This window comes from Micromonospora sp. WMMD723 (genome assembly GCF_049863385.1).
GTDB classification, from domain to species: domain Bacteria; phylum Actinomycetota; class Actinomycetes; order Mycobacteriales; family Micromonosporaceae; genus Micromonospora; species Micromonospora wenchangensis.
The window spans coordinates 6,945,433-6,970,467 of the sequence record NZ_JBMKNR010000001.1; the positions used below are offsets into that span (position 1 = coordinate 6,945,433).

At 72.4% G+C, this 25,035-nt stretch carries 16 protein-coding genes; 3 read left to right on the plus strand and 13 right to left on the minus strand.

Going from position 1 to position 25,035, the window contains the following annotated elements; genetic code table 11:
- Positions 1-7: 7 nt before the first annotated feature.
- The 3 genes from ACN261_RS29960 to ACN261_RS29970 are packed head-to-tail and all read right to left on the minus strand — an operon-like array spanning position 8 to position 5,030.
- The gene (locus tag ACN261_RS29960; protein ID WP_363656074.1) at positions 8-1,714 is read right to left on the minus strand and encodes an ABC transporter ATP-binding protein; all 1,707 of its coding nucleotides are present in this window, start codon (positions 1,712-1,714) and stop codon (positions 8-10) included.
- Positions 1,711-3,489, minus strand: a complete 1,779-nt coding sequence (locus tag ACN261_RS29965) for an ABC transporter ATP-binding protein (protein WP_363656072.1) — start codon at positions 3,487-3,489, stop codon at positions 1,711-1,713. Before ACN261_RS29965 ends, ACN261_RS29960 begins: the two co-directional genes overlap by 4 nt.
- Before the next feature lie 8 nt (positions 3,490-3,497).
- Positions 3,498-5,030, minus strand: coding sequence for an MFS transporter (locus tag ACN261_RS29970; RefSeq protein WP_363656070.1), 1,533 nt, complete (start codon positions 5,028-5,030; stop codon positions 3,498-3,500).
- Between the two features lie 102 nt (positions 5,031-5,132).
- Between ACN261_RS29970 and ACN261_RS29975 the strand changes: the two genes are divergently transcribed.
- Complete coding sequence (locus tag ACN261_RS29975) at positions 5,133-5,801, plus strand: TetR/AcrR family transcriptional regulator (protein WP_363656068.1); 669 nt, start codon at positions 5,133-5,135, stop codon at positions 5,799-5,801.
- Positions 5,802-6,395: 594 nt separating this feature from the next.
- On the opposite strand, the gene ACN261_RS29980 is transcribed toward ACN261_RS29975, so the two are convergent.
- From ACN261_RS29980 to ACN261_RS30005, 6 genes are all read right to left on the minus strand, one after another.
- Positions 6,396-10,067, minus strand: a complete 3,672-nt coding sequence (locus ACN261_RS29980; protein ID WP_425853423.1) for a hypothetical protein — start codon at positions 10,065-10,067, stop codon at positions 6,396-6,398.
- Between the two features lie 5 nt (positions 10,068-10,072).
- Positions 10,073-10,960 carry a hypothetical protein gene (locus ACN261_RS29985; RefSeq protein ID WP_425853424.1) on the minus strand — a complete coding sequence of 296 codons (888 nt, stop codon included), beginning with the start codon at positions 10,958-10,960 and terminating at the stop codon, positions 10,073-10,075.
- A 14-nt stretch (positions 10,961-10,974) separates the two neighbouring features.
- On the minus strand, positions 10,975-12,822 hold the full coding sequence (locus tag ACN261_RS29990; RefSeq protein ID WP_421483046.1) for a hypothetical protein: 1,848 nt from the start codon (positions 12,820-12,822) through the stop codon (positions 10,975-10,977).
- A 40-nt stretch (positions 12,823-12,862) separates the two neighbouring features.
- On the minus strand, positions 12,863-17,470 hold the full coding sequence (locus ACN261_RS29995; protein WP_425853425.1) for a DUF6603 domain-containing protein: 4,608 nt from the start codon (positions 17,468-17,470) through the stop codon (positions 12,863-12,865).
- Positions 17,471-17,513: 43 nt separating this feature from the next.
- Entirely contained in the window at positions 17,514-19,187 is a 1,674-nt protein-coding gene (locus ACN261_RS30000) for a hypothetical protein (RefSeq protein WP_425853426.1), read from the minus strand.
- Between the two features lie 157 nt (positions 19,188-19,344).
- Positions 19,345-19,500, minus strand: a complete 156-nt coding sequence (locus ACN261_RS30005; protein ID WP_421483050.1) for a hypothetical protein — start codon at positions 19,498-19,500, stop codon at positions 19,345-19,347.
- A 328-nt stretch (positions 19,501-19,828) separates the two neighbouring features.
- On the opposite strand from ACN261_RS30005, the gene ACN261_RS30010 reads away from it, so the two are divergent.
- Entirely contained in the window at positions 19,829-21,184 is a 1,356-nt protein-coding gene (locus ACN261_RS30010) for a glycoside hydrolase family 6 protein (protein WP_421483051.1), read from the plus strand.
- A 244-nt stretch (positions 21,185-21,428) separates the two neighbouring features.
- On the opposite strand, the gene ACN261_RS30015 is transcribed toward ACN261_RS30010, so the two are convergent.
- From ACN261_RS30015 to ACN261_RS30030, 4 genes are all read right to left on the minus strand, one after another.
- Positions 21,429-21,683 (minus strand): hypothetical protein, encoded by a 255-nt coding sequence (locus ACN261_RS30015; RefSeq protein WP_421483052.1) that lies wholly within the window; start codon positions 21,681-21,683, stop codon positions 21,429-21,431.
- Complete coding sequence (locus tag ACN261_RS30020) at positions 21,680-22,852, minus strand: acyl-CoA dehydrogenase family protein (protein WP_363656060.1); 1,173 nt, start codon at positions 22,850-22,852, stop codon at positions 21,680-21,682. The genes ACN261_RS30015 and ACN261_RS30020 overlap by 4 nt, the downstream gene beginning before the upstream one ends.
- A gap of 32 nt (positions 22,853-22,884) precedes the next feature.
- Positions 22,885-23,019, minus strand: a complete 135-nt coding sequence (locus ACN261_RS30025; protein WP_421483053.1) for an SDR family oxidoreductase — start codon at positions 23,017-23,019, stop codon at positions 22,885-22,887.
- Positions 23,020-23,098: 79 nt separating this feature from the next.
- Complete coding sequence (locus ACN261_RS30030; RefSeq protein WP_425853427.1) at positions 23,099-24,247, minus strand: acyl-CoA dehydrogenase family protein; 1,149 nt, start codon at positions 24,245-24,247, stop codon at positions 23,099-23,101.
- A gap of 91 nt (positions 24,248-24,338) precedes the next feature.
- Between ACN261_RS30030 and ACN261_RS30035 the strand changes: the two genes are divergently transcribed.
- Positions 24,339-25,004, plus strand: coding sequence for a TetR/AcrR family transcriptional regulator (locus tag ACN261_RS30035; protein ID WP_425853428.1), 666 nt, complete (start codon positions 24,339-24,341; stop codon positions 25,002-25,004).
- Positions 25,005-25,035 lie beyond the last annotated feature (31 nt).

Sequence of the window (25,035 nt, forward strand, 5' to 3'; positions counted from 1 at the left end):
ACCCCCGTTAAGAGTTGCTGTGCGCCACGGCCCAGAAGTTCGCATACCGACCCCCTCGCGCCAGTAGTTCGTCGTGACTGCCAGACTCGACAATACTTCCCTGATCAACAAAGTAGACCTGGTCAACATTGCGCACAGTTCGCAGGCGGTGCGCCACCATGATCACCGTCCGGCCCATCATCAAACCGTCAAGAGCGCCCTGAACTGCGGCTTCACTGACCACGTCGAGAGCGGCGGTCGGCTCGTCGAGCAGGAGCACGGGCGCGTCCTTGAGTAGCGCCCGAGCGATCGACACCCGTTGACGCTCGCCGCCGGACAGCGCGACACCGCCCTCACCCACCCTGGTGTCCCACCCCAGGGGAAGACGATTTATCACCTCCTGAAGGTTCGCCGCCCGCGCCGCCGCGAAAAGCTCCTCATCGGACGCGTCCGGACGACCCATCCGCACGTTCTCAGAGATCGTCCCATCAAAAAGGTAAACATCTTGAAAAACTATCGACACATGCCCCGACAACTGTGCCGACCCGAGTCCTTTCAGGTCCTCACCGCCGAGCCTGATCGCACCCGAATCTGGATCATGAAAACGGGCGATGAGTTGGAGAATGGTGCTCTTGCCGGCACCGGACGGTCCCACGAATGCGACCCGTGCGCCCTCGGGGATGACGGCCGAGACGCCGTGCAGCACCTCTCGGCCGTCGCGGACGAACCTGACGGTGTCCAGTTCGATGTCGCCACCGCGCACCGGAGCCGGATCGGCAGGCTCCGGCAAGGTGGGCGTCGCGAGCACCGCGTCGATCCGCTCCAGTTCCTCCCGGGAGTTGCGCAGTTGACCGGCGAGATCCGAGAGCGACAGGAGCGGGTCGACGCACCGGGTCGCGAGGATCAACACGACCAGCAGGTCGATCGCGCCGATCCCGTCGCTGAGCGCCAGGCCGGCACCGAGGACGAGCAGGGCGGTCAGCCCGGCCTGCACCGTGAGGGAGAGCGCCAGCACGCCGGGGATCGCCTTGATCGCCGCACGTCGCCCGGTGCGTTGCTGCTCGGCAAGGGCCGAGTCGAGCAGCCCGTAGCCCCTCCCGGTCGTGCCCCCCATCCGCAGGACGGGCTGGGCCTGCACGTACTCCACCACCCTGCTCGCGGCGTCGTCGGCGCTGACCGACCGCTCGCGGTCCAGGTTCGCGGTCGTACGATTCGTCCAGACCTGGGCCAGCAGGATCAGTGGCGCCGTGGCCAGCGCGGCCAGCGCGAGCCGCCAGTCGACCAGAAAGAGCACGAGCGCCACCGTCGCCGGCGTCGCCACCGCACCGATCATCGGCTGGAGCCGGTGCGCCGGCACCGCCATGGTCGACAGGACGCCCCGACTGGCGAGCATGCCGACCTCACCGAGCCGCCGGCGGGTGAACCAGCCGAGCGGCAGGCGGGCCAGGTGGTCGCCGAGCCGGTGGTGCAGGCCCCGGGACAGGGCCGCCCCGGTGCTGAAGCCGGCGACATCGCTGCGGAACCGCAGCACCATGGCGACCGCCACCGCACCACCGAACGCGGCGAGCCACGGCCAGGCACCCGAGGCATCACCGGCCAGCAGCGCCCGCAGCAGCGGGATCAGCAACGCATAGGCCAGCCCTTCGGCGACGGATGCGACAGTGATCAGGACGAGGGCACGGTTCAGCGGGCGTACGTGGTCAGGCCCGAGGATCCGGGAAAGCAGGGCGATCACCACGTGGCTCCTCTCGGTGGCGCGACGGCTTCCGCCGCCACGGTTGCCCCTGTGGGTGTCTGCTGGGCACGCCACATGGCGGCGAGCAACCCGTCGGCGGCGAGCAACCCGTCGAAGGTGCCCCGCTCGGCGATCCGGCCGTCCGCCATGACCAGCACAAGATCGGCATCACGGATCGTCTCGAGCCGGTGGGCGATCACCACCCGGGTACGCCGGTTGTCCGCGCCGTCTATCGCCGCGCGGGTCTTCGCCTCGGTCGCCGGGTCGGCGAACGCGGTGGCCTCGTCCAGCACGAGCACGGGAGCGTCGAGCAGCAGGGCCCGCGCCACCGAAACCCGCTGGGCTTCGCCGCCGGAGAGTCCGGCGTCCTCGCCGACCACGGATTCGTAGCCGCGGGGCAGGCTGTCGAGGTGCGCGTCGATTCCCGCCTCGCGTGCGGCCCGCACCACCTCCTCGGGGCTGGCCGTCGACGACGCGAGCGCGATGTTGTCGGCGACGGTGGTGCGGAGCAGCCGGACGTCCTGCGGGACGAACGCGACCTGTCGATAGAGCACGGAGGGTTCGATGTCGCGGACATCGACGCCGCCGAGCAGCACCGATCCGGTGGTCGGGGTGAGGAAACCGAGCAGCAACTGCGCGACGGTGGACTTGCCGGCACCGGACGCGCCGACAACGGCCACCTTGCTGCCGGGCGGAATCACCACGTCGAGGTCGCTGAGCACCGTGCGCTCCCCGTCGTAGCTGAAACTGACGTTGCGCAGCTCGATGAGGTGACCGTCGGGGATCCGCGGCGTCGCCGGGCGCGGGGCGGGCGGCACCGCCAGGACCGCTCCGATCCGGACCGCTGCCCGGCGGGCGGCGTTGACGTTGTCCAGGCCGTGGGCCAGGGCCGCGACGGGTGCCGTGAGCGCCAGGGACAGCAGGAGGAACGGCAGCAGGTCAGCCGGGGCGAGGGTGCCCGAGCCGATCATCGCGGTACCGCCGACCAGCACGACCAGCAGCACGAACATCGGTGAGAGCACCAGGGTGGCCAGTGAGGCGAGCCACGCCGCACGGCCCACCCAGCGCAGGAAGAGTTGGGCGAAGTCGTCGGCGGCGGCGACGAACCGCCCGTGCGCGCGTCCGCCGCCACCGAATGTCTTGACCACGGCGATGCCCTCGACGAACTCCACCGCCGCGACCGCGATCCGCCCCATCGCCGCGTCCACCTCGAGCTCGTCGCGTTTGCGTCGCTCGGTGGACAGCGCGCGACGCAGCACGAGCCCGACCAGAACCGGCACGAGGGCCACCAGCGTCATCCGCCAGTCGATGGTGGCGAGGTAGACCAACGACAGGACCGGGACCACGACAGCCGAGGTCAGCTCGCCAGGGGTGTGGGCGACCAACGTGTGCAGATCGTTGACGTCGTTCTGGACGACCTGGTTGAGGCCACCGGAACTCTGCCGGGAGAACCAGCTCATCGGCACCTCGGTCAGCTGCCGGGCGAGCATTCGACGCAACGAGAGCTGCATGCTGCTGTCGGCCGCGTGGGCAACCGCCGAGGCCAGTGCTCCCGCGACCAGCCGGACCAGCAGGCCGGCTGCGGCGACGGCCACGACGAGCCAGATCCGACGCCGGTCGGGCGGCCCCGCAGCGAGCAGCTCGCGGCCGAGCTCCACCACGGCCAGATAGGGCACCAGGCCGCCGACGGCGCTGACGACCTGCAGGAACAATGCACCGGCGAGCTGGTAGCGGTGGGGGCGCAGTAGCTGCCACAGCCGGGTCTGCTCAGCCATCGGAGTCGTCACCTCGATTCGCTGAGGGGTGAGGCAGCACGGTCCGAGAGCGGCCCGGCGGGCGCAGTCGTCGTCTCGGGGGAAGACGACGCGGCGCCGCGCCGGACCGTCGGCCCACCGGCCGGAAGGCCGGCGGCCCGCTTTCCAGGGAGAACGAACAGTGCCACGAGGGCGGCGACGAACAGCAGCGCGCCCGACAGTGTGAGGCCGACGCCGAATCCATCGGTCAGCGCGTCCAGCGGCGGGTCACCGGCGGCACGGCGGTGGGCCGTGTACGTGGCCTGCGCGGTGACCAGGGCGGCCAGGCCGAGGGCACCGCCGATCTGACGGGAGCTGTTGAGTACGGCCGAGGCCATGCCGGCCTCGTGCCGGGGCAGACCACCGACTGCGGCTCCGGTCAGCGGCACGAACGAGATGCCCATGCCCAGGCCGGTGAGGATCGAGGGGCCCAGCAGGTCGGCCACGAAGCTGCCGTCGACGTCGAGCGCCCCGAACCAGGCGAAGCCAACCGCGGCGAGCAGGCCACCAGCCACCAGCAGCGCCCTGGGACCGGTCCGGGGAAGCAACCGGGTCGAGATGTTGATCGCCACCACCACGGTGAGCGTCAGCGGTAGGAAGGCGGCACCGGCGCGCGCCGCGTCGAAGCGCAGCACCTCCTGCAGATAGAGCGAGATGAAGTAGAAGGCCGCGAACTGACCCGCGCAGAGCAGCAGGATGAAGAGGTTGGCACCGGCGACATTGCGCTTGGCGAGCAGGCCGAGCCGCACGAGCGGGTCGCCCTTGACACCCCGGTTCTCCCACAGCACGAAAAGCACGAGCAGCAGCACGGCCGCACCGAGGGTGAGCAGGGTCGTGGTCGAAGCCCAGCCATGCTGTTCGGTGCGGACGAGCCCGAGCACCAGGGTGCTCACACCAGCGGTGACCAGCACCGCGCCACCGATGTCCAGCTTCCGACCGAGCGGAGCGCTGAGCAACCCACCCGGCACGCTCGCCAGGGCGAGCAGGAGGACGCAGGCGGCCATCGGCACGTTGACCAGCATCACCCACCGCCAACCCGCGTACTCGGTGAGCAGGCCGCCACTGAGCACCCCGGCCGCACCGCCCACAGCCGAGACCGCAGCGTAGACGCCCAGGGCACGGATGCGTTCCCGGCCCTCACGCTGGGTCAGCGTGAGCACGGCGAGGGCGGCCGGCGCCATCATGGCGGCGCCCGCGCCCTGCAGGGCCCGGGCCACGATCAGCTGCCACGGCGCCTGCGCCAGGCCACCCATCAGCGAGGCGAACGCGAAGAGCACCGTGCCGCTCAGCAGCAGGCGGCGCTGGCCGAACAGGTCGGCCGCGCGGCCGCCGAGCATGAGGAAGCCGCCGAACAGCAGGGCGTAGATGTTGACGACCCAGGGCAGCTGAGTCTCTCCGAAGCCGAGATCAGCATCGAGCGAAGGCAGCGCGACATTAACGATTGTCATGTCCAGGGTGACCATGAACTGCGCCAGGGCAACCGCAGCCAGCGCGCCACCCCTTCTCGGCTCCGTCTGAGCCATACGCACTCCCTCGGTGTTTTCTTACAGACAAGTTATACGCGTACGATAACTATACGCCGCGGGGTGGAACCACCGCCACCCCCCTGACGCCAAGGAGCCGCCTTGCAGCCCACCTCCCCCATCCGTCGCGCCAAGATGGGTCGACCTGCCCGCATATCCCAGGAAATGATCTTGGAAAAGGCGCAGGCCATCGTCGACGAGGAGGGCGTGCAACACCTCTCGATGCGCCGCTTGTCGCGTGAACTCAAGACCACCCCCATGGCCCTGTACCACTACGTCCGCGACCGGGACGCGCTGCTACTGATGCTGCTGGCCACCAAGACCGAGAGCACACCACTGCCCGACTTCCCTGCCGAGCCCCGCGACTACCTCCTCGCCGCAGCACTGCACCTGCACCACCTGCTCGACGGCTGCCCGTGGCTCGACGAGATCCTCGGATCGCACGACCTTGTCGCCGTCGTCACGCTGCCGATGGTCGAGCACCTGCTGGAGGCGGCCAGCCGGTGCGGTCTCGGCCGGCAGGAGGCGGTCGAGCTCTACCAGCTTCTCTGGAACTTCGTGGCTGGCGAACTGATGGTCAACGTGGGGGCTCGCCGGCAGGACCAGTCGTCGCGCCGCCATCAGCTACTCACCACCCTGCCCGCCGACGATTACCCCCACCTGGCCTCGCTCGCCATGGAGTGGAGCGGGCTGGTGTCCCGCGAATATCTGCGGCAAGGCCTCGCCGGCATCATCGACGGCGTGCTCCACGGCCGCACCAACGCCGTCTGACGTACCGGCGGCCGAGGTCCACGGCCGCGACACCGGCGGGGCGGCACCGAGCGGCCGGCCCCCGCACCGACGCCTCTCACCCGGTCGGCCCAGCCGCCGGTGCCCGACGCGTGCCGACCTGCGGGGACGGTCGGCGCGGTGGTGCGGGCGTTGACGAACAGATCCGGCACTTCCCGCTTCACCGACCGGACCGGTGCCGCGTGCGCCGCGGCCGGACCCATCGCGTCCTCCATGGTCACGCCGACGGCACCGGCCGCAGCCATCGCAGCCGCGGCGGCGACCGACCCGGTCCCGATGTCGACGGTGACGTGGGCCGGGAGCGTCGCCAGGCCGAGGACCCCCAGAGATCCAGCCGCCCAACCGGTACCTGCCCGACGATGGCACACCGTGACGGATGTGCAGGTCAGTGGCCAGGTGGCTCCTGACCTGTGCCAGCCCGTCCCCGACCCTCCGTGAGACGGTCGGGGGAAATCTCGGCAGGTGAGGGCGCTGGGCAGCAAGGTCCAACGCCCTCAGGCCGGCCGTCACCGATCGTCCGCAGGCTCAGTCCTCCCCGCTCGGTTCCAGCAGGAGCCGAGCCGGCTGTGCCCGTCGCTACTGCGGCGGGCGCACGCCGCCGTGCAGCCGCAGCCAGCCGCTGCGTACCGTCGGTGGGGTGCCGGGGAAGCGGGCGACGCCGTCGGCCGGGGCGATGTCGAAGGTGGTGATGCCGACACCGTCCCGTTCGGACCAGGACCAGGTGCCGTCCACCTGCGGCGGCCGGGGAAGCACGATCGCGGGCCCCGCGGCCGAGGGTTGCAGGTCGGTCAGGAGCGGGCCGAAGCGGACGGTCAGCGCCATTGCCACCATCGCGTCGGCGACCATGCGTTGCGGCAGGGTCAGGGTCGTCACCGGCAGGATGTCGGTGACCAGGTGGACGGGCAGCCGGGGGTCCATCAGCACGATGAGGTCGGTGCGTGACGCGTCATCGAACCTGACCGCCGGGAACGAGTCCGGGCCGATCGGCCGGACGTAGTCGGTGATCAGGCCGGCCGGCCGGTAGGCCGCCTGGAAGTGCCCGCCGTCCGGGACGGAAAGGTAACCGATCAGGCCGTCGCCGCGCAGCGCCGCGTCGCCGACCCGCACTCCGAAGGCGTGGGCGGACACCGGCGACGGGACCGGGTCGAAGGTGTGTGGCCACTGCGGGTCGGTGCGCGGCGGCCGGGCCGACCTGCCGTGCAGCGTGGCACAGACCAGGGCGAGCGGGCGGCCGGCCAGGGCCGCCAGGTAGGTCTCGTCGCCGCCGCCGGGCGGGTCGATGGTCCACAGCGTGGCGTCGACGGTGCGCAGCAGGTCGGCGAAGGCCGCCGGGCCGGCTACGGTCAGGCCGCGCAGGAAACCGGCCAGCACCGGGAAGTTCCCGGTGAGCAGGTCGAGGGTGGGGCAGGCCGAGCCCGGGGCGGGCAGCCACGAGATCTGCGGCCCGGTCAGGCCGGCCGTCTCGGTCAGCTCGCCCAAGGCGGTGCCGTCCGGGGCGTAGCAGGCCAGGGCCTCGTCGAGCGGGCTGGGCACTATCCAGGCGCACACCACGTCGGCGGCGGCCGGGGCGTCCTCGCCCGGTCGGCTCGGTCGACCGGGTCCGCCCGGTGCGAAGCCGACGTCGAGCCGCGCCGGCTCCAGCAGCCGCGGCGGCAGCTGGATGAAGGTCGCCACCCCGGTGTTGATCGGCTGCTGCGGCACCAGCCCCTGCGCGATGGTCGGGGTGAGCGCGCCGGCGGAATTGATGTCGTATACGTCGAGGCTCTGCCCGAACTGGTCGACCACCCTGACCTGCGTGAAGGCGAACTGGCCGGCGCGTAGGGCCTGGAACCCGCCGGGCTCGGGCGGGCCGTAGGTCACCGGCCCGTCAACCATCGGCATCGCGACACCGCCGCCGCCGATCAGCTCGGCGATGCTCAGGCCGGTCACCGGGTCCACGTCGGCGGCGTCCGGGGTGCGCAGGCTCGCCGGATCACGCAGGGCCAACTTCTCGTTGAAGCCGCTCAGGGCCTGGGACAGCAGGTCCCACGCGTCGACGGAGGCGGCGAAGGACGACAGCGCGGTCCGCGTGGGCTCGGCCAGCGTGGTCAGGTAGGTGTCCAGGCGGGCCTTGAAGGTGGCCGAAGGCTGCGGTGTCAGCAGACTGCGGCCGCTGATGCTGAACGGGTGCCCGGGAGTCTGCCCGGGTTGGGGTCCGGGGTACGTCCAGGTGGTGCGCCAGCTCGCGTCGTACGAGGTCCCGTCGAAGGTCCACAAGGTGTCCAGCGGCAGTGGGTAGTAGGTCGTCTGCCATTCCAGGAACAGCGGTGCCCAGGGCTGCGACCAGCGCTGCGGCAGGATCGCCGGCGGTGTCCCGGTCACGCCGGAGCCGGCCGCCATGAGTTGCTCGGCGGCGGCGGTCAGCTCGGGGATCGCCCACGGCAACCCCACCCGCTCGGCGGCGATGGCGGCGACCTCGGCGGCGTGGGCCGGGTCGAGGAGGTACGCCTCCGTCTGAAGGGCGACGAACGCCGCTGCCACCGGGACCCCGCCGTGCTGCTCGGTGAGGGGCACGATCCCCGGCGCGCCCACGACGTCGCTCGCGTTCACCGGGATCTGCACTCCGGGCGGCGGGATCGGGCCGGGCACCGAGCCGTCCGGCAGCCGGCCGTCCGGTCCGACCAGCCCGGCCAGCGGCAGGGTCAGCGCCGTGACCAGCTGATCGGCGAAGCGGCACGGCAGCAGCCCGTCCGCGCCGGTGCCGAGGTTCTCGTCGAACGTGCCCGCCCGTACGCCCGCGATCACCACCACCGGGTCGGCCGCGCTGCGGAACGACGGCAGGTCGGCGCGCTTGAGCACGGTGCGCGGGGGCAGTGGGTGCCGCGCGGTGTAGGCGTCCATCGCGGCCGCCAGCTCCTGCTGCGAGGTGCCCCACGGCACGTCCGTCCGGGCCCGTTGGACCTCCCGGCGCAGCGCCGCGACGCGGCCAGCCAGGCTCTCCGGCCGGCCAGGGTCGAGCTCGGCGGCGAACCGGTCGTCGGTCAGGCCCTCGGGACGGTAGTGCAGGGCGTTGTACCGGCCGCGCTTCCACCACAGCTCGTACAGCTCGCGTTGCAGCGCGGCCAGCCGGCGGGCGGCGAGATCGTAGCGGGCCTGCGCCCGGTTCAGCTCGGCGAGCCAGTCCGGGTCGGCGGTGCCCGGCTCGGCCGACGGCCCGTCGCCGTCGGGCTGCGCCGCGACGACCTGCCACACCGATCCGCCGGGGCGCGCCGTGAACCAGGCGTCGTGGATGCGGGTGGCGAGCAGCGCCGGGCCGTCCGGGTCGTCGAGGGTGTGCAGCAGGTCGTACTGGAAGGCTTCGAGCAGGTCCGGGTCGAGTCCGGCGTCGGGCTGCCGGGCGGCCCGGTCGCGGATGAGGGCGGACACGGCGTCGACGGAGGTGTTGCCGACGGCCATCGCGGTCGGGGCCGGGCGCGGCGCGGCGAACGTCCGCGAGTAGGCCAGGGCGCGGATCGCGCCGTGGCAGACGGTCGTGCCGGCGACGCGCCCGGCCGGGTCCGGGCCGGCGGACCAGCCCAGCTCGGCCAGCCGGGCGGCGAGGCCGGCGGGCTGGCGTGCCGGGGCCAGTAGGTCCGACGCGGGGTCGGCGTACCAGCCGACGACCACGTAGGACAGCGTGGACCCGTCCTCGACGTCGTCGGCCGGATCGTGCAGCGAGAACACCCCGACGGCGTGCGGCTGATAGGCGGCGAACGTGATGTTGCCGGGTGCGACCGCGGTCAGGAACGGCACCGGACGCTCGGCCGGCTCGCGCCAACCCGCCAGGGGCAGCACCCGGCCGATCCGGGTCGGCGTCGGCGTCCGGGCCGTCGGGTCGAGGTACGGCGAGGCTCCGTCCGAACCGAGGTGGTCGCTCTCGACGACCCACCCTCGGCTCCGGACCCGGTCGCCGGGTGCCCGATCCGTTCGCGTCGCGCTGCGGACGACCAGCCAGCGGTTCGGCACCAGCGGATATGCCGTCGTGCCGCCCGCCGCGTCGTGGTGCCCGGTGCGCATCGCGGCGGGCAGGACCCACTGCAGGTGCACGCCGTCGCTGTCGGCGTCACCGGCCCAGTCCAGCCGGGGCTCGGCGAACGCGTCGGGTTCGGGCGAACCGAAGCCGGGCAGCTGGGTGTAGTCCATCCGCCACCGCCGGAAGCCCTGAGCGCGCACACCCGGGTTGACCTGGAGGGCTTGAAGCTGGATCGGGACCAGCAGGGTGGTGTCCACCGGGCTCACGTCTCTCTCGGCACTGGGGCGGTGTGGTGGAAGGTGAGCTGATGCGCCGACGCGAGGAGTTCGGTGGCGAACAGAGCGGAACCCATCGGTACCGCGGTGCCGGGCAGCAGTTCCCCCAGGCGGGCCTGCAGGGCGTCAGCGAGGTCCCGCACCCGCAGGACCGACGGATCACCCGGGCGGGTGAAGGCGGCGTGCAGGCCGGGCTGACCGGCGGCCGGGAACCGGGCGTTGAGCTGGGTGCCGTCGGGCCGGCGCAGAACCAGCCCGCCACCGCCACCTTCGTCGTTGCCATCGCCGCCGTCGAAGCCGAAGTGCAGGCCGTGCCATGGTTCGGTCAGCGTCACCGTGTCCGGCACGCTGTCGAACAGCGCCAGCAGCACGGTGTCGGAGAGCCGGTCCAGCCGCAGCAGCGGCACCCGCCGGCCGCCGGCGCTGGCCTCGACGGCCAGGCCGGGCCAGCCGGCGACCACGGCCGAGCGCAGCAGCAGTCCCGTGCGCTGCTGCGACAGGGGGATGGCGTCGGGGCCGGGGTCGGGACGGTCCGGCCTGCCGGGAATGTCCGGCAGGCCCCCGGAACCGGGCGGCCCCTGCGGTGTGGTCGGGGTGGGGGGCGTGGGCGGGGTGGCCAGGCCGGCCGCCGTGGCGGCAGCGGCCCCGGCGACCTCGGCCCCGCCGGTGGGTACCGCCAGGTCCGGCCGGGTGCGGTGGTCCGCGCGTACCGCACCCACCTTCGCCGCGACGACCTCGACCAGCGGCCGGCTCATCGCCTGGTGCAGCTCCAGGTCGCGGCTGCCTTCGACGCCGATGCTCAGCGCACCGTCGATCAGGGCCGCGATCCAGCCGCTGTCGAGGTAGAAGAACCGCATCGACTCGACCGGCAGCATGCGCTCGTCCGGGATCAGGTGCCGGAACGGGATCTGGTGCAGCAGTGCCAGTTCGGCCAGCCAGCCGGTGGCCGGGTCGGCGGCCGGGCCGCGCGCGTGGTCGGCGAGCAGGTCCCGGACGTCGGTGCGGGAGAGCAGGTATCGCAGTTGCTCGACCGGGTCGAGCCCGTCCCGGCCGGGCCAGCCGGGGCGGCCGGGCCAGCCGGTCGGCCGGGGACGAAGCCGGTCGGCAGGTCCGGGTCGGACGGTCGCGGCGGGACCGGCGGCTCGGCCGCCTCGGCCGGAGACAGGTATGCCACATCGACGCCCTCGTCGAAGTTACCGCCGCCGAGGTACAGCGCCGACGGTGGTGGCAGCAGGCCCGCGATGACCGCTGCGGCGGCGGTGCCCGGCGACACCGCCATCGGTGGGCTCGGCGGTGCGGGTGGGCTCGGTGGTGCGGGTGGACCGGTGAGTGCCGAGGTCAGCTGGTCGCCCATGCCACCGGCCAGCAGTTCCCCGAACGCGTTGCGGCTGCGGACGGCGAGCAGGTCGGCGGCGCTCACCTGCGGACCGGGTGGCGGCATGGGAGCAGGCGGCACCGGCGACACCGGCCTGAGGTTGGCGAACAGCGGCGAGCCCGCCCGGGCCTGGAGCTTGGTCACGATCTGGAACGCCGAACGGCGGGCGTTGACCATCGCCACGGCAAAGCCACGGTCGGCCAGCGCCGCGAGCCGGCCGGCCTCGAACGCGACCGCGTAGGAGACGTCGAAGACGCCGTCGGACTGCGAGTAGATGGTCACCTCGGAGGCGGTCGCGTAGTGCGGGGTGCCGTCGGTCGGGCCGGGCAGCGGCTGTGCCGGGTACGGGGTGAACGGCCCCCGGTACCAGGCGAAGGTCTGCTCGCCGGTGGGCAGCCGGTAGTCCAGCGCCGCGAAGCCCTGCCGAAGCCGGGTCAGCGCCGCGGACGGCGGTGCGGACGGCGGCACCGGGATCCGCGGCAGGAGCGCCTCGGGCCCGGCGGACGCGGCAGGGGCCAGACCGGCCAGCAGCCGGCCGATGTCACCGCCGCCGGCCGGGTTCGACGTGAACGACCACGACGCGAGCACCGCCAGCCGCAGCCGGACATCCCCACCGTCCGCCGGGGCGCCGCCCACACCCGGCAGGTCGACGGCGAGACCTTCGAGCGAGACCAGGCAGGCGAGGTGGGCCGAACCGGTGCCGCCGCTGCCGGGCGGCGGGGTGGGCCGGCGGTTGGCGACGACGACGGCGTGCCAGCCGTCCCGGTCCGCCTGCCCAGCCGCGCGGGACGCGGTGTCCGTGCGCCGTACGTGTGCCAGCAGCCGCGCCTCACCGGCGGCCGGTGCGATGGCGGTGAACAGCCGCCGGTGCAGGCTCAGGCTGGTCATCTGCGTCGCGAGGACCTGCGCCGACAGCGTGTCGGCGGCGATGGCCGGTGGACGTTCGTGGGGGTCGGAGGCGTCCAGGAACTGCGCGACGGTCCCCGTGTGCAGCGCCGGGCCGGGCGGCAACTCGTCGGCGCGCAGCACCAGCAGCGCCAGCCAGGGCTCGGCACTGTCGCCCGAGTCGGCGTCGAGGTGCCGTTCCCAGGGCAGGGTGCGCCGGTTGAGGACGATCGAGGGCAGGGTGGCGCCGAAGTCGCCGGAGCTGTTCGCCGGTGGGTACACCTCGCCGACGTCGCCGGCGTCGAGCACGAAGCGCGGGGCATCGACGGTGAACGTCTGGGTGCGCGGCCCGAAGTACGCTGCGGTGTCCACACCGTCGACGCTCTGCACGGCTGACAGCTCGTAGGTCCCCGCGTCCAGACCCGGGCGGTACCCGTCGTAGAACTGCACGGAGCCCGGCGGCAGCGGCTCGCTCATCGACGTTCCTCTCTCACACTGGGTCGCCGGGCCGGCCCGTTCAGGGCGCGGTCCCGGTCAGCATCGGCTCGTCGGTGAACAGCGTCCCGGCGTCCGCCGCGAAGGCGTCGACCGGGCCGTCGGCCGCTGGCGCGGCGTCGAGGATGCCGAGCGCGGCGAACAGCGCGGCGCGCGCCGCCTTCGCGGCCGGGCCGGCGATCTGCGCCGCGATCGCGCCGACCGCGCCCGAGTGCGTCGCCACCGCGCCGACCGGCTCGGCGGCGGCGGTCAGCGGCAGCGCATTGTCGGCCGTGATCCGTGCGACGCCGAGGGTCCCGGCCGCGTCGACCGAGCCACCGGTCCACCCCGCGACCGCAGGCGGTGCGGTGAGGGTCAGGCCGGTCAGCCGATCAGGGACCAACTGCGCGTCGCCGGGGTCGAGGGTCGAACCGTCACCGGCGCCCCACAGCGCCGTGGGAACGTCCGAGGTGACGCCGGCAGCGTGCCAGCCGCTCGCGGTCAGGTCGATCTCGCCGGCCGGCCCGCCGGCCGTGCGCCGTAGCGTCACCCGCTGCCGCACCGTCAGGCCGGTGCGGCCCAGGGGCCTGACGTCCACCGGCGGCCCGGACACGGCCACGGTCTGTGTCGTGGAGCCGAGCAGCACCCGGCTGACCGGCACCGCGTTGCGCAGCGTCACGGCGAAGCCGTCGGCGCGCACCGGCCAGGGCTCCGGCCCGGCTGGGTCAGTCGAAGCAGCCGAGCCGGTCGAGCCGGTCGAGGCGGCCGAGCCGGTCGAGGCGGCCGAGCCGGTCTGCGGCGCGGCCAGTCCGGCCGCCACAGTGAAAGTCGTGCTCGCCGGGGCGGCCGGCAGCAGTTCCTGGAACCCGGCCCAGTCCAGCCGGGTCACCGCCGGATCGGCGGTGTCAGCCGCCGCGCCGAAGGCCACCGTGAAGGTGACGACCCACAGCCGGACGGTGACCGTCCCGCCGGTCGGCGGACCCCACAGCTCCAGCTCCGCGCCCGCCTCCAGGTGCAGGGTCTTCGCCGTGAACAGCAGGTTCGCCGTGTACTCGATCCCGACGCTGACCCCGATCCGGGTCCGGAACCGAAACGGCGTCCACGCGACCAGCAGATCGGCCTGGGCGGTGAACCAGGCGGTCAGGCTGCCGTCGTGATAGCGCACGTCCAGCGTCCCGCCGGCCATGATCGCCGACGGGGTCAGCGCGAAGTAGGCGGTGCCGGAGATGCGTACCGCCGCGTCCAACGACCAGGTGAAGCCGACCCGTGGTACGACCGGGTAGTGCTTCGGCGCATCGAACGCGGGGTGGTAGCCGCCGATGGTGACCGCGAAGTCGCCGGCGTTGCGGTGCTCACCGAACCAGGCGTAGAACGCGAAGCCGCCGGTGAGGACGCAGGCCGGGTCGAGCAGGTACGAATTGCGGGTCAGCGCCGCGGACAGGGCGACGATCCCCTCGCCGGGCCGCAGCACACTACGGAGCTCGAGCTGCAGCTGCGCGTACGGGCGGGCCGTACCGGTCGACGGGAAGCGGGCCGTGGTCACGCCGAGCAGCAGGACCGTCAGCGCGTTGCCGAACTCGGCGGCCAGCAGGGCGGTCGTGTCGAACTGCCGGTACGTGTGGAAACGCACCCCTACGGCCAGCCAGGTCTGCCCCGGCGCAGGGCTGAGCCAGGGCTGCGGCCCTCCGGTGAGGGCGGCCAGCGCCTGCGCCGGTGAACCGTCCGCATCCTGCGCGCCGAGCCCGGCGACCAGCGGGAAGCCGGCCACCTCGGTGACCGCGGGCAGCCGGATCGTGGAGTTGTAGCCGAAGCCCGCCGCCAGCGCGGTGACCGAGAACGCGGGCGGACCCCCGAACGTTCCGGCGGCCCGCAGGAACAGGAACATCGACGGTTCGCCGTCGACCTCGGTGTACGAGCCGTAGGCCAGCGCACCCCAGGACGGCATCGAAACTGCGGCACCGCCGTCGTACCGGAACGTGGCACCGTCCGTCGGCGGGACCGAGGTGAACCCGCCGAGGATCGCCAGCGGCGCGTTCACGTAGGACAGTGCCAGGCCGCGCACGTCGAACCGCGGCACGAAGCCGGCCACCGGCACCCCGATCGAGGCGCCCTGCAGGGCCAGGGACAGGCCGTCGGCCTCCAGCGAGCCGTCCAGGACGAACCAGAGGGCCGCGTCGCGGTACCGGGCGCCGACCCGGGCGATGGTGACCGGTCCGAAGGCCTTCTGCACGGTGAACCACACGGTGCCGTCCGCGTCGGTCGGCGCGGCGGCGACCACGCCACCCTGCCCGGACGACTGGCCGACGGTGGAACCAACCGGCGCGGTCGCCGGATCCGTGGGGGTGCCGGGTCCGGCGGCCTGGCCGGCGCCGAGGGCGATCGGGATGCGCTGCGCCCCGAAGCGCAGCACGGCGGAGAAGGCGAGGGCCGCGGCTGTGCCCTGCTCCGGGAACCTCGGACAGCCCTCCCGGATGAGCCCGTTCGCCTCGACCGCGGTCTGCGGGAGAATCCGGGCGTCGGACACGATCACCTGGAGCTGCTCGACCGCGCAGCTTCCGGCGTCCCCGAGGGCGGCGCCGATCACCGGCAGGTCGGACAGCCCGATCGGGTCCCCGACGGACACCGCGGCCAGATACCGCGTCGACCCGTCGGCGTCCGGTGCGGCGGGCAGCGCCACGAAGACCGCTGCGCCGTGGGCCGCCGACCGGGCGCCGATCATCAGCTGCCGGGAGGTCGAGTCGTAGGTCAGGTCCGCGGCGGTCAGCGTCAGGTCGAGCCCGGACGGAAGCTCCGGCACCGGCAGGTCGAGGCCCGCAGCCACGTCGGTGAGGGACAACGGGGACTGCTGCGGGTCGGCTGTCCAGCGCGCGTCGATGCTCGTGCTGCTCCGGCCGTCGCGCAGGTTGAGCGTCACCGCGCAGGCCATCCGACCGATCGTCAGGGTCGCGCTGTACCGGGCCGTGAATCCTGCGGTGCCGACCGTGGTCGCCGGGTCCGGCGGTTCCGCCCCGCTCGGCTGGTCCGCCGGCACCGGGTCGAGCGCGACGTCAACGCGCAGCTGCGCCGGGGCGCCGGCCACGGTGAAGGCGCCGGTGCAGGAGAACGTGAAGGCGCCGGTGCCGGTCGTCACACTCGCCGCCACCTCGACGAGGGCGAGGTGGCGCAGCACGTCGGGCACCTCGGTGATGCCGAAGTCGGCGGCGAGGGAGCTGAGGAAGTCGCCGACCGGGAGGATGCCCCCGGCGCCGGTCGACCCGGCGAACCGCCAGCCTTCGGCCGCCCCCTCGTACGCGGCCTGCAGCAGCACGTTGATCGACAGCCCGAAGCTCAGCACCGCCTCGACGTACCCGGACAGGCCCGACGCCGACTGGTAGGCGACGCCGACCGAGACCCGGCGCAGCGCGACGGGGCCGATCTGCCACACGTCGCTCAGCGTGAGGTCGACCGCGTACTGCCCGGCCCGGGGCCGGGCCAGGAAGAAGGCTTCGCTGACGGTCAGCGCCCGTGGTAGGTCCGCCGAGGGCAGCCCGAGCGAATCGAGCAGATCGGCCACCCCGACCGGCGTCTGCTCATACAGCTGCCCCGTTATCTCCAGGCCCGGCAGGCTCGCCGCGACGTCCAACCGCAGCGCACCGAGGGTCAGCAGGCTGACGACCTGCACCGACGGCAGCTGCCCGGTCGCGGCGTCGAACGTCATGGTGACCTTGCGGATCGCCGCGTCCAGCCCGCCGACGCCCAGTCCTGGTCCGTCGCCACGCAGCGAGGCCAGTTCACCTGCCGCCGCCGTGCCGCGCTGCGCCCCACCGAGCCATCCGGCCAGTGCGGCCAGGCCGGGGAAGGCCGTCGTCCCGGACGGCTGCAGCGAAGCGGTCCACCGCCTGCCCGGGGCCACCCCGATGGCGACCTCGACCGGCAGGTCCCCGATCGTGACGAGGCTGCCGAGCATGATCTGGTACTGGGCCGGGCCGACGTCACCGCGAACGGTGACGTGGTCGAACGCCAGGACCGAGGGTACGACCGTCCACCGGGCGTCGGGCAGGCTTGCGGTGAACACCAGTTGCGGCCGGTGTGCCCGGCCCGGGTAGAAGGTCAGGTGCAGCTGCGAGGGCTCGACCGAGGCCGTGCCGACCAACGTCTGCGGCGGGACCGGCAGGACCGCGGCCCGATCGCTCCCACCGACGCCGAGAGCCAGCAACGTGGGCAGCGGTAGCCGTGTCGTCGCGGGCACGCCGAGCCGCCAGGCCGCTACGGTGCCGACGGCGGACTGCTCCCGGATCGACACCAGCGTCACCGCGACCGGCCCGTCGAGGTCCAGGACGCCGGACCCCGCGCCGCTCACCGTAAGGCCGGCAGTGCTGCCAGTACTGGCAGGGCCGGTCAGGGTGACCGAGGCGTGGGTCAGGCGCACCGGGCCGGCACCCGCCGGGCCGAGACCCTCGATCGGCCAGGACGCCGAGGTGCCGCCGGCGATGGTGAGCACCTGCCCGGACAGGCTGATCCCGTCGTCGCCCGCAATCAACTTGAGGACGCCGTTCGGCATCGTGCGCAGGAACTCGGCCAGCTGCACGGGCAGTGCGGAGTCGTCCGCGGCGAGGGTGACCGTGCGCCCCATCGACTCCAGGTGCCGGTACAACGCGTCCAGGTCGCTCACGCCGCGCTCCATCTCCACGCGGCCGCGAGCCGGCGCGGCGTGCTCACCACTGGGTCGTCACCACGGTCGGACCCGCGACGGCCATGGCCGTCGGATAGTGCTCCCAGTACGTCGTGGTGTACGTCCGGTTCCCCACCATCGCGGTGCTGCCCGCCTGGTTGATCCGCAGGACGATATTGCCCCTGTCCCGACCGAGGGCACCGTTGTTGTCGTTGTTGTCGCCCGAGATACGTGACCAGTTGTGTGGGACGTTCTGTTCGTACGCAGGCCCCGGCACCCGGGCCGGGCCTCTGTCAGCTGCCGGCGATGCCCGGATGCCTACCCTGGGATAGCGGCAGTTCGTCAGGAAGTAGAACTCGATAGTGGCGTTGGGATCTTCCAGCCGGTCGATCACCTCCTGGAACGGGTGTCCGTACTCGCGGCCGCAGGAGATGATCGCGGTCTTCGGTCCCAGGAAGTTCAGGAAGTTGTCGCTGGTGGACGTGTCCGCACCGTGGTGGCTGGCCTTGAAGGCCGTCACCCAGGGCGGTGCCGCCAGCGCCGGCAGCAGGCCGCCGGCACCGTTCGGCAGCGGCTGGCCCGCCACCATCAGCGCCATCGCCAGCTGATCCTCGCTCTCCAGGGGCAGGTCGCCGGCGGTGAAGTAGCGGAAGTCGTTGAACTGTACGACCAGGCCGATGCTCATCCTGTTGTCGAGCTGCCCGGCGTGGATGACCTGCGGCGCCACACCCACCCCCTGCCACACGCTGGCGATCGCCCCGGAATGCGGTACCGGACCCGAGACCAGAACTGCGTACGGGGCGTTGGCGGGGGCCACCGGGGGCGCGACGCCGTTCCAGAACAGCTCATCGCCCAGCGTCGGAGCGAAGCCGGTCCGCTGCCGGTTCACGCCGGGTATCTGCAGGTGCACCGACGTGCCGTTCATCAGCTCGCCCGCGACCGCTTTCGCATACGGGGCGGGCGCGGTGCGCGCATCACCGATGTCGACAACCCGCGTGTTGCGGTAGATTCCGCCCGTGTCGAACCGTCCGTCGTTCGGGACCGTCCGTGCCAGTGCCGGGAACACGGCGGCCGCGACCGCTGCACGCACCTGGGCGACGGTCGGTGGATTCGCCATGGCGAGCAGGGCTGCCACGGCCGCGCCGGCCGCCAGACCGGCGTCCCTGCGCCAAGCCTTGCTGGTGATCAACGTGACGTGGCCGCCCCAGCCGCCCCCAACCGCCTCCGCCCTGGCCACTCCCCGCTCGGCGGCCTGAACCGGGTTCAACAGGCTGACGTTCGCTGCGGTGAGGGCGTTCACCGTCGCGTCGATGGAGTTGACGTTGACCCCCCACGATCCGTACAGGATGCCGACCGTCGCGCAGGCAGCCTTGGCCGCGGCCTCCTGCTGCGTGAGCGCCGCACCACCGCCGACCAGTGCCCCGACCGTCGCTCCTACAACGACGTCACACAGGACGGCAAGGTTGTCGCCGAACAGGAGGCTGGAGATCCCGTGTGAATGGTCCTTGTCGTAGTGGGTGACCAGCAGGACATCCGGACCGGTCCCGGGCGGCAGGGTGGCGACGACATACTGGTGTGTCAGAGCCGCGGCCGCCGACAGCCCGCCGTCGATCAGGATCGACCGGCGCGAGCCGGGTACCGCCGGATCCTCGGCGATGATCAGGCTGGCCTCGCCCACACCGATGTCGATCGTGTGGATCTCCAACTCCCACGGCACGCGGCGTCCCCCTCGGATGGTCGTCCACATCGGACGGTGTACGCCGTCGCGGTCTCGCTCGGGGCGCCGTAGTGTATCGGCAGCCACACCGGTTGCCGCGCCTCCCGCGCGAGTGAATTCCTGCCGTTGGCGGGTCGCGGGGCATGACGAAGGCCGGTCACCGTGCTGGTGGCCGGCCCCACGCCAGGGTCCGCATCCGTGACCAGGCGGCGTCCGCGCCGACCAGGATCTCCGTCTCCACGGTCGAGCCGTCGGCGAAGGTGACCTCGTGGCGACCGTGGCCGAGACCACGCACGGCGCCGGCCTCGGCCACCAGCGAACCGTGCCGCCCGGCAGCGAGTCGAGCAGGATTCGCCGAAGGTAGGGGAAACCTCGACGGCGGTGCCAGCCGGCCGGACCGGACGTGTTCACGACGGAACGCCACGATCGCCGACCAGATGCGGCCGGCTTCCGAGCCGAGACCGGGGAGCAGGTACGGGAGCCTTGCTCACCCCGGCAGGATGGTGCTTCAATATAGAAGTATATAGATGTTTACTGGGCGGCCGCCGACCATGCAACGATGCGGCCGGAGCAACGGAGCCGGGCCGCACGCCCCAGGCCACCATCCGGAGCCGGGCCGCGTTCTTCAGGGAGCAGCCAGCATGAGCATGTCACCGTCCGGACGCGTGCCCGCACGGGTCCGCGCGGTTCTCGCTGCCGCCGGATCCATCCTCGTCCTGGGGGCGCTCGTCGGCGCCGCTCCGGCCAGCCCGGCCGATCCGCCTACCAGGATGGACAACCCGTACGTCGGAGCGCGGGTCTACGTCGACCCGGAGTGGGCCGCGCGCGCCGCCGCCGAGCCCGGTGGCGACGCCGTCGCCGGCCAACCGACCGCCGTCTGGCTGGACCGGATCGCCCGGATCGAGGGCAGGGACGGGATGATGGGTCTGCGCGAGCACCTGGACGCGGCCGTGGCACAGCGCGCCGACCTCGTCCAGCTGACCCTCTACGACCTGCCGGCCCGCGACTGCGGCCGATGGGCTCCGCCCGGCGAACTGTCGATCGGCGACATCGCCCGCTACCGGACCGAGTTCGTCGACCCGATCGTCGAGATCCTCGCCGACGCCCGCTACGCCAATCTGCGGATCGTCACCTTCGTCGAGCCGAACTCGCTGCCCAACCTCGTGGTCAACGTGAGCCCCCGCTACAACGCCACCCCAGCCTGCGACGAGGTCAAGGCGCGCGGCACCTATCTCGATGGGATCGGGTACGCCCTGGCCCGGCTCGGCACCATACCCAACGTCTACTCGTACCTGGACATCAGCCACCATGGCGAGACCGGCTGGGCGGACAACGCCGACCCGTTGACGGCGCTGCTGGCGCAGGCCGCGACGAACGGCGGCAGCACGCTGGCCGATGTGCACGGCTTCGTCGCCAACACCGCCAACTACTCGGTCCTGCGCGAGGAGCACTTCCGGGTGGACGACGTGGTCGCCGGTCAGCCGGTGTACCAGTCGAAGTGGGTCGACTGGAACCCGTTCGTCGACGAGATCCCCTATGCACGGCACATGCGCGACCGACTGATCGCAGCGGGCTTTTCCCCGCAGGTGGGGGTGGTAGTGGACACCTCCCGCAACGGCTGGGGCGGCCCGAACCGACCCACTGGCCCGGCGACCTCGTGGGACGTGAACCGTTACGTCGACGGCAGCCGGCTCGACCGGCGGACGGTGGTCGGGAACTGGTGCAATCAGGTGGGCACCGGTCTCGGCCAGCGGCCGACCGCCGCGCCAGAGTCGGGCATCGACGCGTACGTCTGGGTCAAGCCGCCTGGCGAGTCCGACGGCGCCAGCGCCCGGCCGGGTGCGGGCCGCCCGTACGAGCCCTTGTGCGATCCGGACTACCTTCCGCCGCGCGGTTCGACGTGGCCCACCGGCGCGATGCCGGCGGCACCCCCGTTCGGGGAGTGGTTTCCGGCGCACTTCCGCCAACTGCTGGTCAACGCCTGGCCGCCGCTGTAACTACTCGCGACCCCACCAGGTTCTGACCGCCGCTGGGGCGGCACGCGTCTCGACCGTGGTACCAGGTGTTCTCGCCGGCAGCCAGTGGGACGCGGCCCGATAGGGTGGCGATCGAAGGAGAACACCGCCACCCCACGTTCGGCACCCTACCGTTGTGCCCGCCGTCTGCAGTTGTCCCTGAACACCGTCGAACGCGCGAGCCGACCGGCCCGAGCGGACGCTCCCCGTCCCACACGCACCCGGGCTAGTACTCAGTGGTCCTGCGTTGGACGGGCAGGCTCTCGGCCTTGTGTTGATCGATGAGATCGTGGGCTGGCGCGATGGTGCCGCCGAACGGGCCGGTCGCGGCCCGTCGCGGGTCGAGGTCGATCCACTGGCGGTCGTCGGTGGCGTCGGCGAACCGGTCGACCCGTTGCTGGTCGATCCGGAACCAGGGGCCGGGGCCCGGGGCCTCGCCGGTCGCCTCGGCCAACTCCTCGATGGACGCGAAGACCCTCATGCCAGGTGCCCTCCCAGCTTCGTGTAGCCGCGCAGCAGGTCGCGGGAGATGATCAGTCGCTGCATCTCGTCGGTGCCCTCGAAGATCCGGTAGAGCCGGACCTGCCGGTACCAGCGCTCGATCGGCAGCTCGCGGGTGTAGCCCATGCCGCCGTGGATCTGCAGGACGCGGTCGACCACCCGGTTGACCATGCCCGCGCCGTACAGCTTCGCCATCGAGGAGGCGTGCCGCGGGTCCATGCCCTCATCGACGGTCCAGGCGGCACGCAGGATGAGCCACCGGGCCGCCTCCAGCTCGGTCTCCGAGTCGGCGATCATCCACTGGATGGCCTGGTTGGTGCCGATCTTCGCGCCGAAGGTCTCCCGGGTGTTGGCGTGGTCGATGGCCATCGACAACGCCCGCTCGGCGATGCCGACGGCGTGCGACGGGATGATGTAGCGGCCCTTGCCGATCCACTCCATGCCGAGGCTGAAGCCCTGCCCGGGCTCGCCGAGGATGTTACGCCCGGGCACCCGGACGTCGTCGAAGACCAGCGAGGCGGGGCCACCCTCGCCCATCGTCTGGATGAACTCCGAGCGCCAGCCCATCGACCGGTCCACCAGGAACGCGGTGGCGCCGCCGTGGCGGGCACCCTTCTCCCGGTCGGTCACCGCGATCACGATGGCGAAGTCGGCATCGTGACCGCCGGTGATGAAGGTCTTCTCGCCGTTGAGGATCCAGTCGTCGCCGTCGCGGCGGGCGCTGAGCTTGATGTTGGCCGCGTCGGAGCCGGCGCCGGGCTCGGTGATCGCGAAACAGCTGCGCCGCTCCCCCTCGATGGTCGGGACCAGATACTCGCGCTTCTGCTCGTCATTGGCGTGGAACAGGATGTTGTCCGCCTCGCCGCCGAACCGGAACGGCACGAACGAGCGGCCGAGTTCGGTCCAGATCAGGGACTGGGTGACGGCCGGCAGGTCCATGCCGCCGTACTCCTGCGGGGTGGCCAGCCCCCAGAACCCGAACGTGCGCGCCTTGAGCTGCAACGCGCGCAGCTCGCTGTGCTCCAGTCCGGGCCGGTGCGCCCGTTCCCGCCGCAGCAGCTCCTGCTCCAGCGGCATGACCTCTCTGGTGATGAAGTCGCGGGCGGTGTCGCGGATCGCCCGCTCGGTGTCGGAAAGCGCGAAGTCCATGTCCCCTCCGGGTGCTGGTCCGCCGGCGCGCCTCAGCGCGCGCCGCCGTTGACGTACAGGGTCTGTCCGCTGACGTACGACGCGTCGTCGCTGGCCGGGAAGGCGATCACCGAAGCGATCTCCGTCGGCTGGGCGACCCGGCGCAGCGGGGTGTGCTCGGCGACCATCCACTGATGCCGATGCCCTGCCCGGCGCCGGTGACGACGGCCACCCGGTCGGCGAATCCGGTCACGGTTCCCCCTTCCGCTAGAAGGCGTTGACGCCGGTGAGCGCGCGCCCGATGAGCAGCTGCTGGATCTGGCTGGTGCCCTCGTAGAGGGTCGCGACCCGGGCGTCGCGCAGGTACTTGCCGACCGGGTACTCGTCGATGTAGCCGTACCCGCCGAAGACCTGGACGGCGTTGTTGGCCGCCCGGACCGCTGCCTCGCTGGCGAAGAGCTTGGCCATCGAGGCCTCGGTGGCGAACGCCTCGCCCCGGTCCACGAGGTCGGCCACCCGCCACACCAGCAGCCGGGCGGCGGCGGTGTCCACGGCGATGGCGGCAAGCAACTGCTGCACCAACTGGTGCCCGGCGATCGGCTTGCCGAACTGGGTGCGCTGCCCGGCGTAGCCGACCGCCGCGTCGAGGCAGCCCTGGGCGATACCGACGCAGCCGGCGGCCACCGACATCCGGCCCTTGGCCAGGGTGGCCAGGGCCAGCCGGAACCCGCCGCCGGCCGCGCCGAGGCGTGCCGAGTCGGGCACCCGGACGGCGTCGAAGCGCAGCTCACCGGTTGCCTGCCCGCGCAGCCCGAGCTTGCCGTGGATCTCCCTCCGGGTGAGCCCGGCGACGGTGGTGGGCACCAGGAACGCGCTGATGCCCCGGTGTCCGGGTCCGCCGGTGCGGGCGAAGAGCAGGACCACGTCGGCCACGGTGCCGTTGGTGATGAACGTCTTCGCACCGGTGATCAGCCAGTCGCCGCCGTCGCGGGTCGCCCGGGTGGTCAGCGCGGCCGCGTCCGAGCCGCTGTCCGGTTCGGTCAGGGCGAAGCAGCCGAGCGCGGTGCCGGCGCAGAGCCGGGGCAGCCACTCGGCCCGTTGCGCGGCGGACCCGTGCGCGGCGATGGCCTTGGCGACCAGCCCGAGCGACACCGAGACGATGCCCCGGACGGCGGAGTCGCCCCGGCCGAGCTCCTCCAGCACCAGGCAGTAGGAGAGGTGGTCGCCGCCGGACCCGCCGTCTTCCTCGGAGATGGTCAGCCCGAGGAAGCCCAGCCGGCCGAGCTTGTCCACGATCTCCGGGTCGACCGACTCGCGCCGGTCCCAGACCGCGGCGTGCGGGACCACCTCACGGTCGACGAACTCGGCGGCGAGCTGACGAACCGCCGCCTGGTCCGCGGAGAGCTGAAGGTCCATGCAGCATAAACTAGCGCTGCAAGTTTAAGTACGTCCAGACCCGGCTGTGGCAGAGTTGCCGCGGACCGACGAGGGAGCGAGGGAGGCGCGGATGCCCCGGCCGAGGCAGGCGCTGCTCAGCCGGCAGCGGATCGTCGATGCCGCCGCCGCGCTGATCGACGCGGACGGGCTGGAGGCGTTCTCCACCCGCCGGCTCGCTGCCGAACTCGGCGTACGCGGGCCCTCGCTCTACAACCACTTCGCCACCAAGGACGAGATTCTCGACGCGGTGGCCGACAGCGTCACCGCCCAGGTGGACGTCTCCTTCTTCGGGCACCTCGACTGGCGCGAGGCGCTGCGCCGGTGGGGGCACTCGTATCGGGCGACACTGGCCGCACACCCGAACATCGTGCCGTACCTGGCCCGCGGGCCGGGCCGGCGGCCGGCGGCGCTGACGATGGCCGACGCGGTCTACGGCGGGCTCGTCGCTGCCGGCTGGCCACCCGCGCGTGCGACGCACATCGGCGCGCTGATGCGCTACCTCGTGGCGGGCTCCGCGCTCGGATCGTTCGCCCGTGGCTTCGTCGAGGACCCGGGGTTGTACGGGGAGCGGTATCCGCACCTGACCCAGGCGCACCGGCTCGCCGAGCATCAGCAACAGGTGGACGAGGGCGCCTTCGCGCTCGGCCTCGACGCGCTCATCCATGGGCTCTCCCGCACCTACGAGGAGCACATCGGGCCGCTACCACCCCTCCCGCCAGCCGATCCGGGGCACTAGAGTCGAAACTTGCAGCGCTAGTTTTCGACCG